Consider the following 13,429-nt stretch of genomic DNA (forward strand, 5'->3'; position numbering starts at 1 on the left):
GGTCGCCCTCAAGCCATGGCGGGCGGTTGGACTTCCACCGCGTCGCCATTGAAACGCACGGGCCAGGCCCGCAGCGATTGATCGGGATATTCGACACAGGCGCCGTCGCGCAGACGGAAGTGCTGCTTGTAGAGCGGCGAGGCCACCACCAGTTCGCCGGCCAGGTGGCCGATGATGCCGCGGCCGATGACGTTGGCGCCGGATTTCGGGTCGCGGTTGTCGAGGGCGTAGAGCGTTTCGCCGGCAACGGCGGGCAGATAGAACAGGGCTACCTGGCGGCCGTCCACCAGCGCCACCACGCCGGAATCGGCGACCAGATCGCGGCGGGTGCAGGCGGGGCGCCACGACGCGGCGTCGGGCGCGGCGTCACGTGCGGTCTCCGGGCGCAGGGCAATCACGGCATTCGAACGCATCAGGCAAGCTCCTCGGCGATGGGAATCACGCGCGCGGCCGGCGCGGGGCGCGGCTGGCCGCGCTCCTGCACGAAGCGGATGTCCGGGTCCGCCGCGGCGCTGTTGACGAAGGTGCGGAAACGCTTGAGCTTTTCCGGGTCGGACAGGGCATTGGCCCATTCGCATTCGTAGCGGTCCACCACCAACTGCATCTGCGCCTCCAGTTCGGCGCCCAGCCCCAGGCTGTCGTCGATGACCACGGCCTTCAGGTAATCCAGGCCGCCTTCCAGCGACTCGCGCCAGACCGAGGTGCGCTGCAGCTTGTCGGCCGTGCGGATGTAGAACATCAGCAGGCGGTCGATGTAGCGGATCAGCGTGGCGTCGTCCAGGTCCTGGGCGAATAGTTCGGCGTGGCGCGGCCGCATGCCGCCGTTGCCGCACACGTACAGGTTCCAGCCGTTCTCGGTGGCGATGACACCGATGTCCTTGCTTTGCGCCTCGGCGCATTCGCGGGTGCAGCCCGAGACCGCGAACTTGAGCTTGTGCGGCGCGCGCAGGCCCTTATAGCGGTCTTCGATGCGCAGCGCCATGGCGACGCTGTCCTGCACGCCGTAGCGGCACCAGGTGCTGCCGACGCAGGACTTCACGGTGCGGGTGGACTTGCCGTAGGCGTGGCCGGTCTCGAAGCCGGCGGCGATCAGTTCGGCCCAGATGTCGGGCAGCTCGTGCAACTGCGCGCCGAACAGGTCGATGCGCTGGCCGCCGGTGATCTTGGTGTAGAGCTTGTATTTCTTGGCCACCGCGCCGATCGCGATCAGGCCGTCGGGCGTGACCTCGCCGCCCGGAATGCGCGGCACCACCGAATAGGTGCCGTTCTTCTGCATGTTGGCCATGAAGGTGTCGTTGGTGTCCTGCAGCGGCACCAGGTGAGGATCCTGGATCGGGCGATTCCAGCACGAGGCCAGGATCGACGCCACGGTGGGCTTGCACAGGTCGCAGCCGACGTGACCGCGGCCATGGCGCGCCAGCAGTTCCTCGAACGATTCGATGCCCTGCACCCGCACGATCGCGTAGAGCTCCTGGCGGGTGTAGGCGAAGTGCTCGCACAGGCTCTTGTCCACGGCGACGCCGCGGCTCGCCAGTTCGTGTTCCACCACCTGCTTGAGCAGGGCCGCGCAGCCGCCGCAGCCGGTGGCGGCCTTGGTGCAGGCCTTGACGCCGGCGACGTCGGCGCAGCCGCCGTCCAGCGCGTCACAGATGGCGGCCTTGCTGACGTTGTGGCACGAACAGATGGTGGCGGTGGCCGGCAGCGCGGCCGCGCCCAGCATGGGCGCGGCCTGCCCGGCGGGCAGGATCAGGCTGGCCGGGTCGGCCGGCGGCGCGATGCCGTTCTGCGCGTATTGCAGCAGGGTGTCGTAGTAGCTGTTGTCGCCCACCAGCACCGCGCCCAATACGCGCTTGCCGTCGGCCGACACCACCAGGCGGCGGTACGAGGCGCCGGCCTCGTCGATGTAGCGATAGCTGCGCGCGCCCGGCGTGGCGCCGTGGGCATCGCCGATCGAGCCGACGTCCACGCCCAGCAGCTTGAGCTTGGTCGACATATCGGCGCCGGCGAACGGCGCGCTGTCGTCGTCACAGAGGTCGGCGGCGGCGACGCGCGCCATCTGGTAGCCGGGCGCCACCAGGCCGAAGATGGCGCCGTCGAACGCGGCGCATTCGCCGATGGCGTAGATCGACGCATCGCTGCTGCGGCAATAGCCGTCGACGGCAATGCCGCCGCGTTCGGCCACGGTCAGTCCCGCCTGGCGCGCCAGGCCGTCGCGCGGCCGGATGCCGGCCGAGAACACAATCAGGTCGGTTTCCAGCGGCGCGCCTTCGGCGAACCGCATGCGGTAGCGGTATTGCGTGCCCTCCTTGATTTCCTGCGTAGCGCGCGACAGGTGCACGCCCACGCCCAGCGCCTCGATGCGCGCCTTGAGCGCGGCGCCGCCGGCCTCGTCCAGCTGCACCGGCATCAGGCGCGGCGCGAACTCGACCACGTGCGCTTCCAGCCCAAGCGACTTGAGCGCGTTGGCGGCCTCCAGGCCCAGCAGGCCGCCGCCGACCACCACGCCGCGCCGGGCGCCATCGGCCGCCGCGCGGATCTGGTCCAGGTCATCGAGCGTGCGGTACACCAGGCGCGAGGCCCCGTCGGCGCCGGCGATCGGCGGCACGAAGGGATAGGAGCCGGTGGCCAGCACCAGCTTGTCGTAGCCATGGCTGCCCTCGGCCGTCACCACCTGCCGCGCGTGGCGATCGATGCGCAGCACCGGCGTGCCCAGCCGCAGCGACAGGCCCGGCCGTTCATAGAACGCGGCGTCGCTCATGGCCATCGATTCGGCGTCGCGCCCGCCGATGTATTCGGACAGGTGCACGCGATCGTAGGCGCGCCGGGTCTCTTCGCCGAACACCAGGATGCGGTAACGCGCCAGCGCGCCGCGCTCGATCAGTTGCTCGACGCAGTGATGGCCGACCATGCCGTTGCCGATGACGATCAGGGTCTGCATGGGGGTCGTTGAGGTCGCTGTGCTCATGGGGCTATCCAGGCTGGGCCGTTCGGGTTTCAAAAGACAAACGGCGCCCGGGACTGGTGGGTCCGGGCGCCGTTGCCTGCAATGCTCGCGTTGTCTGGCCGGACACGGGCCCGGTATGGCAAACAAAGCAATAAGCATGCCATCGCGCTGGCGCCCGCGCGGCGGCGCGCCGGCGCGTCCACCGCGCACCCAAACGGTTCGGCGGCGCACCAACGCGGTGCGGCCGCGCACCACCGCGCGCGCCGCCGGTCCGCGTGCGGCGCGGTCCGCCGGCGGCGGCCGACTGGCATGGAACTTGCATCGACAGCGTATCGACCCGGCCACGCCGGGAACTCACCAGGGCAATGGCGCCCTGCCCGCCCGGCCACTGGCCGCGCAGGCAGGGCGCCTTCTTTTTTGGAGCCGAGCATGAACGGCAACGCGCGCACCGTGGACACCGTCTGCCCCTACTGTGGCGTGGGCTGCGGCATGACCCTGCATGTGGAGCGCGAGCAGGTGGTGAAGATCACCGGCAACCGCGAGCATCCCAGCAACTTCGGCCGCCTCTGCACCAAGGGTTCCTCGGCCCACCTCGCCCTGCGCCAGTCCGGCCGGCTGGAACACGCCTATGCGCGCGACCGGCGCGGCCAGGACCTGGCGCCAAGGCCGATGGCGGACGCCCTGCGCGAGACCGCCCGCCGGCTGCGCGCCGTCATCGATGCGCACGGGCCGGACGCGGTGTCGCTGTACGTGTCCGGACAGATGTCGATCGAGGCCCAGTACCTGGCCAACAAGCTCGCCAAGGGCTTCATCGGCACCAACAACATCGAGTCGAATTCGCGCCTGTGCATGGCCAGCGCCGGCAGCGGCTACAAGCTGTCGCTGGGCGCCGACGCCCCGCCGGGCTCGTATCAGGACATCGACCGCGCCGACCTGTTCCTGGTGATCGGCGCCAACATGGCCGACTGCCATCCGATCCTGTACCTGCGCATGATGGACCGGGTCAAGGCCGGCGCCCGCCTGATCGTGGTCGATCCGCGCCGCACCACCACCGCCGAGAAGGCGCACCTGCACCTGGCGATCAAGCCGGGCACCGACCTGGCGCTGCTCAACGGCCTGCTGCATCTGCTGCATGAGGCCGGCAAGACCGACGCGGCCTTCATCGCCGCGCACACCGACGGCTGGGAGGCGATGCCGGACTTCCTGCGCGACTACGCGCCCGAGCGGGTCGAGGCGCTGACCGGCATCGCCGCCGCGCAACTGCGCCAGGCCGCCGACTGGATCGGCGCGGCGCCGGAATGGATGAGCTGCTGGACCATGGGGTTGAACCAGAGCACCCATGGCACCTGGAACACCAACGCGCTGTGCAATCTGCACCTGGCCACCGGCCGCATCTGCCGGCCGGGCAGCGGGCCGTTCTCGCTGACCGGCCAGCCCAATGCCATGGGCGGGCGCGAGATGGGCTACATGGGTCCCGGCCTGCCGGGCCAGCGCAGCGTGCTGTCGGCCGCCGACCGCGCCTTTGTCGAGGCGCGCTGGGGCGTGCCGGCCGGCACGCTGCATGCGCGACTGGGGCAAGGCACCATCGACCTGTTCCAGCGCATGGCGGCGGGCGAGATCAAGGCCTGCTGGATCATCTGCACCAATCCGGTGGCCAGCGTCGCCAACCGCGCCAACGTGCAGGCCGGGCTGCGCGCCGCGGAACTGGTGATCGCGCAGGACGCCTACCTGGACACCGAGACCAATCGCCATGCCGACATCCTCCTGCCCGGCGCGCTGTGGGCCGAGGCCGACGGCGTGATGATCAATTCCGAGCGCACCTTGACGCTGATGCCGCGCGCCGTGCCGCCGCCCGGCGACGCCTTGCCCGACTGGCGCATCATCGCCGCCGTGGCCGGCGAGATGGGCTACGGCCACGCGTTCCAGTACACCAGCGCGGCCGAGGTGTTCGACGAGATAGCCGGCTTTTCCAACCCCGCCACCGGCTACGACCTGCGCGGCGCCAGCCATGCGCGATTGCGCGAAACGCCGCTGCAATGGCCCTGTGCGCGCGCCGACGGTCCGGACCGCAATCCGATCCGCTATCTCAACGACGGCGTCAGCCAGCCGTGGCGCGAAGAGGAGAATGGCGCGCGGCCGCGCCTGGCGTTCGCCACCGCCAACGGCCGCGCGCAATTCCACGCGCGGCCGCATGTCGATCCGGCCGAGCTGCCCGACGCCGACTATCCCATGGTGCTCAACACCGGACGCCTGCAGCACCAATGGCATACGCTGACCAAGACCGGCAAGGTGCCGATGCTGAACAAGCTCAATCCCGCGCCGTTCGTGGAGATCCATCCCGACGACGCGACTGCGCTCGACATCGCCACCGGCGACAGCGTCGAGATCCGTTCGCGGCGTGGCCGCGCGGTGCTGCCCGCCGTCGTCACCGACCGTGTCCGGCCCGGCAACTGCTTCGCCCCCATGCACTGGAACGACGTGTATGGCGAGGCGTTGTGCATCAACGCGGTCACCAGCGACGCCATCGATCCATTGTCGCAGCAGCCTGAACTGAAGTTCTGCGCGGTGGCGCTGTGCCGCGTTTCAGCGCCTGCCGACAGGACGACGGCCGCCGAACCACCCGCCGTGTCGGCAGGCCGCGCCGCGCCGGCCGAGGCCATGGCCGCGCCGCTGGGGCTGGCCGCCGGCACCGGCGAAGCCGCCATCCGCATCATCGGACCGCGCCCGCGCGTGACGCTGCTGTGGGCCTCGCAGACCGGCAATGCCGAATCACTGGTGGAACGCAGCGCCACCGCGCTGGCCGCGACCGGTTTCGCGCTGCGCACCGCCTGCATGGCGGACTATGCGCTCGACGACCTGGCGCGCACCCCGTACCTGCTGCTGATCACCAGCACCTTCGGCGACGGAGACGCGCCGGACAATGGCCAGGAGCTGTGGCGCGCGCTGTCGGCCGCCGACGCGCCGCAACTGGCGTCGCTGCGCCACGCGGTGCTGGCCCTGGGCGACAGCAACTACGAGGCCTTTTGCGGCCACGGTCGCCGGCTCGACCGGCGGCTGGCGCAATTGGGCGCGCGGCCCTTGCTGGCGCGGGTCGATTGCGACACCGACTTTGAGGCGCCGGCCCAGGCCTGGCTGGAGAGCGCCATCGCCGCCATCCACGCCGCCGAGGCCGAACGGCAAGGACATCCAGCGGGCGGCCTGATGCCGGATGACATCGCCGGGGCGCTGGCGGCCGGGGCCTCGCCGGCGCGGGCGCCGCGCCTGGCGTCCGCCATTGTGCCGACCATCGCGCCGCCGACGCCTGCCGGCTCGCCGCCCGGCATGCGTCCCGCGCCGCCCTCCCGTAAGCGCCCGGCCCGCGCGCGCCTGGTCGGCAACCAGCGTCTGAACGCCCACGGCGACAAGGACACTCGCGCGCTGGCGCTGGACACGTCGGACTCGGGGCTGGCCTACGAGGCCGGCGACGCGCTGGGCGTGTGGCCGGTGAACTGTCCCGCGCTGGTGGAGGAGCTGCTGGCGCAGGCGGGCCTGTCCGGCGACGCCGTGGCCAGCGTGCCGGGCGTCGGTGACATGCCGCTGGCCCAAGCGCTATCCGCGCATTACGAAATCGCGCGCCCCGCCCCCGCCACGCTGGCGCTGATCGCCGAACACACCCGCGACCCGGGCCTGCGGCAATTGCTGGCCGAGGAGCGCCGGACCGACCTGCGCCAATGGTTGTGGGGCAAGCAGCTGGTCGACGTGCTGCACGCGTTTCCGGCTGCGCTGCCGGCGCAGGCGTGGCTGGGCGCGCTCAAGCGCCTGCAGCCGCGCCTGTACTCCATCGCCTCCAGCCCCAAGGCGCATCCCGGCGAGGTCCGCCTGACGGTGTCCGCCGTGCGCTACGACAACGGCCGGCGCCAGCGCAAGGGCGTCTCGTCGACCTTCCTGGCCGACCGCGCGGGTGACGCCGACGTGCCGGTCTTCGTGCAGGAGGCCAGCCACTTCCGGCCGCCACGGCAGGGGGACACGCCGATGATCATGGTCGGCCCCGGCACCGGCGTGGCGCCGTTCCGCGCCTTCCTGCAGGAGCGGCGGGCGCGCGGCGATGGCGGCCGCAACTGGCTGTTCTTCGGCGAGCGGCACGCGGCCAGCGATTTCTACTATCGCGACGAATTGCAGGCGCTGCGCGATGATGGCCTGCTGACACGGCTGGACCTGGCGTTCTCGCGCGACCAGGCGGCCAAGGTCTACGTGCAGGACCGCATGCGCGAGCACGGCGCGCAGCTCTGGGCGTGGCTGCAGGAGGGCGCGCATTTCTATGTCTGCGGCGATGCCGAACGCATGGCCAAGGACGTGGACGCCATGCTCCGGCAGGTGGTGGCGGAACATGGCGGCCTGGACGCCGACGCGGCGGCAGCCTATGTGGCGCGGATGACGGCCGACAAGCGCTACCTGCGTGACGTGTATTGAGAGACAGGGGCCGGGCCGTCCGGTTGGGCGGCCCGGGCCGCGCCTGCGCGCAGGCGCGGCGGGCGGGGATCAGGGCGCCGGGTTGGGATGGCGCACGTGGATCTGGTCGATGGCCTGCAGCAGCTCGGACGACAGTTCGACGTCGACGCTGTCGATGTTCTCCTTCAATTGCTGCAGGTTGGTGGCGCCGATCAGGTTGCTGGTGACGAAGGGGCGCTGATTGACCCAGGCCAGCGCCAGGTGCGTCGGCGAGATGCCGTGCTGGCGCGCCAGTTCGACGTACGCGCGGGTGGCGGCCTCGGCCTGCGGATTGCTGTAGCGCGTGAAGCGCGTATACAGCGTCAGGCGCGCATTGGCGGGACGGGCGCCGTCCAGGTACTTGCCGCAGAGCATGCCCATGGCCAGCGGCGAATAGGCCAGCAGGCCCACGCCTTCGTGGTGGCTGAATTCGGACAGGCCGATCTCGTAGACGCGGTTGAGCAGGCTGTAGGCATTCTGGATCGAGGCGATGCGCGGCAGGCCGAGATTGTCGGAGGCCTTCAGGAATTGCGACACGCCCCACGGCGTTTCGTTGGAAACGCCCACATGGCGCACCTTGCCGGCGCGCACGAAGTCCTGCAGCACCGACAGGGTTTCCTCGATCGGCACGGTGTGGTCGTCCTTGACCCACGGATACGACAGCTGGCCGAAGGTGGCGGTGGTGCGGTCGGGCCAATGCAGCTGGTACAGGTCCAGGTAGTCCGTCTGCAAACGCTTGAGGCTGGCGTCCAGCGCTTCGGTCAGGTTCTTGCGGTCCAGGAAGGTCTTGCCATCGCGGATGTGGCCGGGACGCTTGGGATCGCGCACCGGACCGGCCACCTTGCTGGCCAGCACGATGTCCTGGCGGCGCTTGCCGCGCGCCAGCCAGGTGCCGATGTAGGTTTCGGTCAGGCCCTGGGTTTCCGGCTTGGGCGGCACCGGGTACATTTCGGCCACGTCGACCAGGTTGACGCCGCGCTCCAGCGCGTAGTCGAGCTGCTGGTGGGCCTCGGCCTCGGTGTTCTGCTCGCCCCAGGTCATGGTGCCCAGGCCGATGAGGCTGACGTCCAGGTCGGTACGGCCGAGTTTGCGGTATTTCAAGTTCTGCTCCGTGCGGAATCTCTGAAGGGAGCGATTACCTTACCGCAACTCGGTTGGCGTTTTGCTGACGAAGCGGCGCGGTTGGCCCAGCCCGTGGACGCCGCCCCCGTCAGCCGACGGCGGCGCGCTTCAGTCCCAGGCGGCGGCCAGGCCTTCCGGGCTGACTTCGCGGCCGTTGCGTTCCAGCGCGGCGATCCGCGCCATGTCGGCGTCGGTCAGGCGCAGGTCGCGGGCCAGCAGGTTGCTCGCCAGGTTCTCGCGCCTGGTGGACGACGGGATCACGGCGAAGCCGCGCTGCAGCGCCCAGGCCAGCGCCACCTGCGCCGGCGTGGCGTTGTGACGCTGCGCGATCTGGCCGATCACCGGGTCCTTGAGCACCTTGCCGTAGGCCAGCGTCATGTACGACGTGACGTGGATACCCTGCTGATTCAGGAAGTCCACCAGCTTGCGGTTCTGCAGATACGGGCTGAGCTCGATCTGGTTGGTGGCGATGGCGTCCTTGCCGACGGCGGCGATGGCTTCGCGGGTCTCGGCGATGGGGAAGTTGGAGATGCCGATCTGGCGCGTCAGGCCCTGTTCGCGGGCGTCCATCAGCCCGGCCATCATCTCGGCGATGGCCACGCCGTTGCCGGGCGCGGGCCAGTGGATCAGCGTCAGGTCGACGTAGTCGGTGCGCAGCTTGGCCAGGCTGTCCTTCAGGCTGGGCACCAGCTTGGCGCGGCCATAGTTCGGCACCCAGATCTTGGTGGTCAGGAACAGGTCGGCGCGGGCGATGCCGCTGGCCTCGATGGCCTGGCCGACCTCGGCTTCGTTTTCATAGATCTGGGCGGTGTCGACGGCGCGGTAGCCGACGTCCAGCGCGTTGCGCACGGAATCGATGACGACCTGGCCCTGCAGGCGGAAGGTGCCGACGCCAAAAGACGGAATGCTCATGTAAAACTCCCGGGTAGGTGTTGGAATGCACCCAGTGTGCCCGCGCGATCCTTGCGGAATAAGCCCTGTATCGGCGAAAGACTTTTGATATAACGTCAAATATGAAAACGACCCTCGACGAAATGCAGGTCTTCATCGCCATCGTGGACTGCGGTTCCATCACCGCCGCCGCCGATGCGCTGCAGCAGACCATTTCCGCCACCAGCCGCACCATGACGCGGCTGGAGGAAAAGCTGCAGACCACGCTGATGCGCCGCACCACCCGGCGGCTGGAACTGACCGAGGAAGGCAGCGCCTACCTGGAGCAGGCCCGCAAGATCATCGCCGCGGTCGAAGAGACCGAGGAACAGATGCGCGCGCGCCGCAACCAGCCGGCCGGGCGGCTGCGGGTCGACGCCGCCTCGCCCTTCATGCTGCACGTCATCGTTCCGCTGGTGCCGGGCTACCGCAAGCGCTATCCCAAGGTCGAGCTGGAACTGAACAGCAACGAGGGCAACATCGACCTGCTGGAACGCCGCACCGACCTGGCGCTGCGCATCGGCAGCCTGAAGGATTCTTCGCTGCACGCGGTGCCGATCGGCCGCAGCCGCGTGCGCGTGCTGGCCAGCCCCGGCTACCTGGCGGCGCACGGCGCCCCCAAGCGGGTGGCCGATCTGCGCGAGCACACCCTGCTCGGCTTCTCGCAACTGGAATCGCTGAACGAATGGCCGCTGGAGGACGCCGACGGCCAACCGCTGCACATCCAACCGTCGATCCGCTCGTTCAGCGGCGAAACGCTGCGGCAACTGGCGCTGAACGACGCCGGCATCGTCTGCCTGTCGGACTTCATGACGCGCGCCGACCGCCAGTCCGGCGCCTTGCGCCAGCTGTTCCCGCGCCAGACGCTGGACGTGCGCCAGCCGGTCAACGCGGTGTACTACCGCAACACCGCGATCTCCTCGCGCATCAAGTCCTTCATCGACTACCTGGTGGAATCGCTGGGGCCGCGCGGCTTCGACGAGTGAGCGCCGCCCGCGCCGGGCTCGCGGCGGCGGCTCCGGCATAATGGCTGCCTGAACCGCAACCTCACGCATTACCCATGAAAAGCAGCTCCCCAGGCGGACTCGTCTACTCCACCGACGGCGGCCGGATGTGTCCGCAATGCCGCCGCCCGCTCGCCGATTGCCAGTGCAAGGCGGCGGCCCGGCCCGTGCCGGCGCCCGGCGGCGTGCGCGTCTCGCGCGAAACCAAGGGCCGCGGCGGCAAGGCCGTGACCGTGGTCAAGGGCCTGCCGCTGGACGACGACGCCCTGGCGGCGCTGGGCAAACAGCTGCGCACCGCCTGCGGCTCGGGCGGCACCGTCAAGGACGGCGTCATCGAGGTGCAGGGCGATCACTGCGACCGCATCCTGGCCGCGCTCGACAAACTCGGCCATCGCGCCAAGCGCGCCGGAGGTTGACCCTCATGATCCTGGACCCCGCCATCGTCGATAGCTGGCACGCCCACGTCTACTTCAACGCCGACAGCCGCGACGCGGCCTGGGCGCTGCGCGAACAGGCGCTGGACGCCTTCGGCGACAGCATCCAGATGGGCCGCTTCCACGAGCGCCCGGTCGGCCCGCACCCGCAATGGAGCTACCAGCTCGCCTTCGCGCCAGCCGCGTTGCCGCGCGTGCTCACCTGGCTGACGCTCAACCATGGCGCGCTGGACGTGTTCCTACATCCGAACACCGGCGAGTCGCTGCGCGACCACCGCGACTGCGCGGTGTGGATCGGCCACAGCCACACGCTGAACCTGGCGGCGCTCGGCGGCTGAACGCCGCGAACCGGCCATGCCCGGCGCGGATCAGGCGATGGCCGCGTCGCCCTCGCCCAGCGGCGCCCGCAGGTACCGCCCCGGCGTCATGCCGAAGGCGCGCTTGAACATGGCGATGAAATTGCCGGGCGTGGCATAGCCCAGCGCGTCGGCCACCTGCGCCACCGGCTGGCCGGCGCTCAGGCGCTCCAGCGCATGGATCAGGCGCAGTTGCTGGCGCCACTGCGCGAAGCCCAATCCCGTTTCCTCGCGGAACAGTCGCTGCGCGGTGCGCGGCGCCAGCCCGGCCTGCGCGGCCAGAACTTCCAGCGGCCGATTGTCGGCCGGGTTTTCCGCCAGGACTTGCGCCAGTCGGGCCAGCCGGCGGTCGCGCGGCCACGGCAGGTGCAGCCGCTCGCGCGGCGCCGCCTCGATCTCGTCGAGCAGCACGGCCGCGAAGCGCGCGCGCGCCGGGTCCAGCGCCAACTTGTCCGGCCAATCGGCCGCGCGCAGCACCATGGCGCGCAACACCCCGTCCACCCCCAGCACGCAGGGCGCCGCCGGCAACGCCGCGGCGGCCTGCGGATGCACCAGCGCCACCCAGCCGCTGGCCGCCCCGGCCACGCTGACCCGATGCCGCAGCCCTGGCGGGATCCAGCCCGCGCGCTGCGGCGGCAGCAGCCACGAGCCGGCCTCGGTGCGCACCCGCATCGCGCCGCTGTCCACCCCGAACAACTGCCCGCGGGCATGGGCATGCCAATCGTATTCGCGCGAGCCCAGGCGGAACTCGCTGCCGGGCGCGTCGGCGCCATGGAACACGCACACGGCCGGGCCGTCGAGCAATTCGCTGTAGTCGGGCGCGGGGGCTGCGGTCTGGCGGGTTCGCATCATTTGTTGGCGCGGCGGCATTACCGTCGCGGGCGCGCTTGCGCGCAAGCTGTGGAGGTGCCGGCAACGCCGGCTTGCTTCGAGGACATTATGCAGAATCTCCACGTTTCCATCATCGGCGCCGGCCTGGGCGGCCTGTGCCTGGCGCAGGGGCTGGCGCGCGCCGGCATCGACTTCGACGTCTACGAGCGCGACGCGCGCACCGACAGCCGGGTGCAGGGCTACCGCCTGCGCATCGACGCCACCGGCCAGGCGGCGCTGGCGCACTGCCTGCCGCCGGACCTGTATGCCCTGTTCCAGCAAAGCTGCTCGACCCACGACCACCCCGGCGCGATGCTCGACGCGCAACTGCGGCCGCTGCCGCAACGCGCCTCGGCCACCTGGCGCCTGGACGACGCCGACACCCCGCCCGACCGCTCGGCGCACCGGCAGACGCTGCGCGAGATCCTGCTGGCCGGCCTGGAAGGGCGCGTGCATTTCGGCCACGGCTGCGCGGGCATGGATGACAGCGGCCCGCGCCTGGAAGGCATCCGCGCGCGGCCCGGCACGCTGGTGGTGGCCGCCGACGGCGTGCACTCGGCGCTGCGGCGCCAGCACCTGCCGCTAGCCGTGCCCGAGGATAGCGGCACGGTGACGATCTTCGGCATGGCGCCGGCCGGCAGCCTCGCGTCCGGTGGCCTGCCGCCGGCCCTGCGCGATGGCGCCGGCGTGGTGTTCGGCGCCGGCTACGCGCTGGTGCTGGACGCCATGAAACTGGCGGCGCTGCCGGCGCTGGCGCGGCGCCTCGCGCCGGCTTGCACGCTGACGGCGGTGCCCGGCTACCAGTACTGGGCCATCATCGGCGAGCGCCGCGCGGTGCTGGGCGCGGACGACGCCGCGATCAGCGCGAGCCAGCGGGACGACACCGCGACGGGCGCGCGCTGGCAGCAGGCCGCGCAGCGCCTGCTGGCGCCGGTGCATCCCGCGCTGGCCGCCATGGCGGCCGCCAGCGATCCGCGCGGCATCGCGCTCAAGACCGTCTACCAGGCGCCGCCCCTGCCGCGATGGACGCAAGCCGGGCTGACGTTCCTGGGCGACGCGGTGCATGCGATGAGTCCGGCGGGTGGCCTGGGCGCCAACACCGCCCTGGCCGATGCGCAATCGCTGGCGACGCGGCTGACGCAGGTGTGCAAAGGCCTGCCGCTGGGGCAGGCCTTGCAAGACTATGAAGTGGATCTGCGCGCTCGCGGCGACCGGGCCGTCCAGCAATCGGCCGAGGCCGCCGCCCGCGTCACCGGCAGGGGCTAGGGCCTGCTCGCGCGAGAAGCAACGCCGCGCAGGCCC

General features: G+C 70.8%; 10 protein-coding genes. 5 read left to right on the forward strand and 5 right to left on the reverse strand.

All coding sequences use genetic code 11. From position 1 onward, the window contains the following. Positions 1–8: 8 nt before the first annotated feature. Positions 9–413 (reverse strand): nitrite reductase small subunit NirD, encoded by a 405-nt coding sequence (nirD, locus tag ABFG95_RS10180; protein WP_081330307.1) that lies wholly within the window; start codon positions 411–413, stop codon positions 9–11. Further along, on the reverse strand, positions 413–2,965 hold the full coding sequence (gene nirB, locus ABFG95_RS10185; protein WP_348995808.1) for a nitrite reductase large subunit NirB: 2,553 nt from the start codon (positions 2,963–2,965) through the stop codon (positions 413–415). The genes nirD and nirB overlap by 1 nt, the downstream gene beginning before the upstream one ends. Before the next feature lie 408 nt (positions 2,966–3,373). Here nirB and ABFG95_RS10190 point away from each other — a divergent pair, with 408 nt between their 5' ends. After that, positions 3,374–7,393, forward strand: coding sequence for a bifunctional nitrate reductase/sulfite reductase flavoprotein subunit alpha (locus ABFG95_RS10190; protein ID WP_348995809.1), 4,020 nt, complete (start codon positions 3,374–3,376; stop codon positions 7,391–7,393). A 69-nt stretch (positions 7,394–7,462) separates the two neighbouring features. Here the strand turns inward: ABFG95_RS10190 and ABFG95_RS10195 are convergent, their stop codons facing one another. Both ABFG95_RS10195 and dkgB read right to left on the reverse strand, forming a co-directional pair. Then, positions 7,463–8,512: an NADP(H)-dependent aldo-keto reductase gene (locus ABFG95_RS10195; RefSeq protein WP_068980869.1), complete on the reverse strand. Its 1,050-nt coding sequence runs from the start codon at positions 8,510–8,512 to the stop codon at positions 7,463–7,465. 129 nt (positions 8,513–8,641) lie between these two features. After that, the gene (dkgB, locus tag ABFG95_RS10200; protein ID WP_348995810.1) at positions 8,642–9,445 is read right to left on the reverse strand and encodes a 2,5-didehydrogluconate reductase DkgB; all 804 of its coding nucleotides are present in this window, start codon (positions 9,443–9,445) and stop codon (positions 8,642–8,644) included. A 101-nt stretch (positions 9,446–9,546) separates the two neighbouring features. Between dkgB and ABFG95_RS10205 the strand changes: the two genes are divergently transcribed. The 3 genes from ABFG95_RS10205 to ABFG95_RS10215 all read left to right on the forward strand — a co-directional run bounded on the left by ABFG95_RS10205 (position 9,547) and on the right by ABFG95_RS10215 (position 11,239). Further along, positions 9,547–10,449: a LysR family transcriptional regulator gene (locus tag ABFG95_RS10205; RefSeq protein ID WP_049075909.1), complete on the forward strand. Its 903-nt coding sequence runs from the start codon at positions 9,547–9,549 to the stop codon at positions 10,447–10,449. A gap of 74 nt (positions 10,450–10,523) precedes the next feature. After that, positions 10,524–10,883, forward strand: a complete 360-nt coding sequence (locus ABFG95_RS10210) for a translation initiation factor Sui1 (protein ID WP_054428740.1) — start codon at positions 10,524–10,526, stop codon at positions 10,881–10,883. Positions 10,884–10,888: 5 nt separating this feature from the next. Next, entirely contained in the window at positions 10,889–11,239 is a 351-nt protein-coding gene (locus ABFG95_RS10215) for a DOPA 4,5-dioxygenase family protein (RefSeq protein WP_059272499.1), read from the forward strand. Between the two features lie 30 nt (positions 11,240–11,269). On the opposite strand, the gene ABFG95_RS10220 is transcribed toward ABFG95_RS10215, so the two are convergent. Then, a complete protein-coding gene (locus ABFG95_RS10220; protein ID WP_348996042.1) occupies positions 11,270–12,106 on the reverse strand; it encodes a helix-turn-helix transcriptional regulator in 837 nt (278 codons plus the stop codon). Between the two features lie 90 nt (positions 12,107–12,196). Between ABFG95_RS10220 and ABFG95_RS10225 the strand changes: the two genes are divergently transcribed. Then, positions 12,197–13,393, forward strand: coding sequence for an FAD-dependent monooxygenase (locus tag ABFG95_RS10225; protein WP_348995811.1), 1,197 nt, complete (start codon positions 12,197–12,199; stop codon positions 13,391–13,393). Positions 13,394–13,429: the final 36 nt, after the last annotated feature.

Source organism: Achromobacter sp. HNDS-1 (assembly GCF_040084795.1).
Lineage (GTDB): Bacteria > Pseudomonadota > Gammaproteobacteria > Burkholderiales > Burkholderiaceae_B > Achromobacter > Achromobacter ruhlandii.

Bases quoted from the DNA above. Each gene is read 5' to 3' on its own strand.
- nirD (WP_081330307.1), bottom strand. From the start codon at position 413: ATGCGTTCGAATGCCGTGATTGCCCTGCGCCCGGAGACCGCACGTGAC.
- nirB (WP_348995808.1), bottom strand. From the start codon at position 2,965: ATGAGCACAGCGACCTCAACGACCCCCATGCAGACCCTGATCGTCATC.
- ABFG95_RS10190 (WP_348995809.1), top strand. From the start codon at position 3,374: ATGAACGGCAACGCGCGCACCGTGGACACCGTCTGCCCCTACTGTGGC.
- dkgB (WP_348995810.1), bottom strand. From the start codon at position 9,445: ATGAGCATTCCGTCTTTTGGCGTCGGCACCTTCCGCCTGCAGGGCCAG.
- ABFG95_RS10205 (WP_049075909.1), top strand. From the start codon at position 9,547: ATGAAAACGACCCTCGACGAAATGCAGGTCTTCATCGCCATCGTGGAC.
- ABFG95_RS10210 (WP_054428740.1), top strand. From the start codon at position 10,524: ATGAAAAGCAGCTCCCCAGGCGGACTCGTCTACTCCACCGACGGCGGC.
- ABFG95_RS10215 (WP_059272499.1), top strand. From the start codon at position 10,889: ATGATCCTGGACCCCGCCATCGTCGATAGCTGGCACGCCCACGTCTAC.
- ABFG95_RS10220 (WP_348996042.1), bottom strand. From the start codon at position 12,106: ATGCGAACCCGCCAGACCGCAGCCCCCGCGCCCGACTACAGCGAATTG.
- ABFG95_RS10225 (WP_348995811.1), top strand. From the start codon at position 12,197: ATGCAGAATCTCCACGTTTCCATCATCGGCGCCGGCCTGGGCGGCCTG.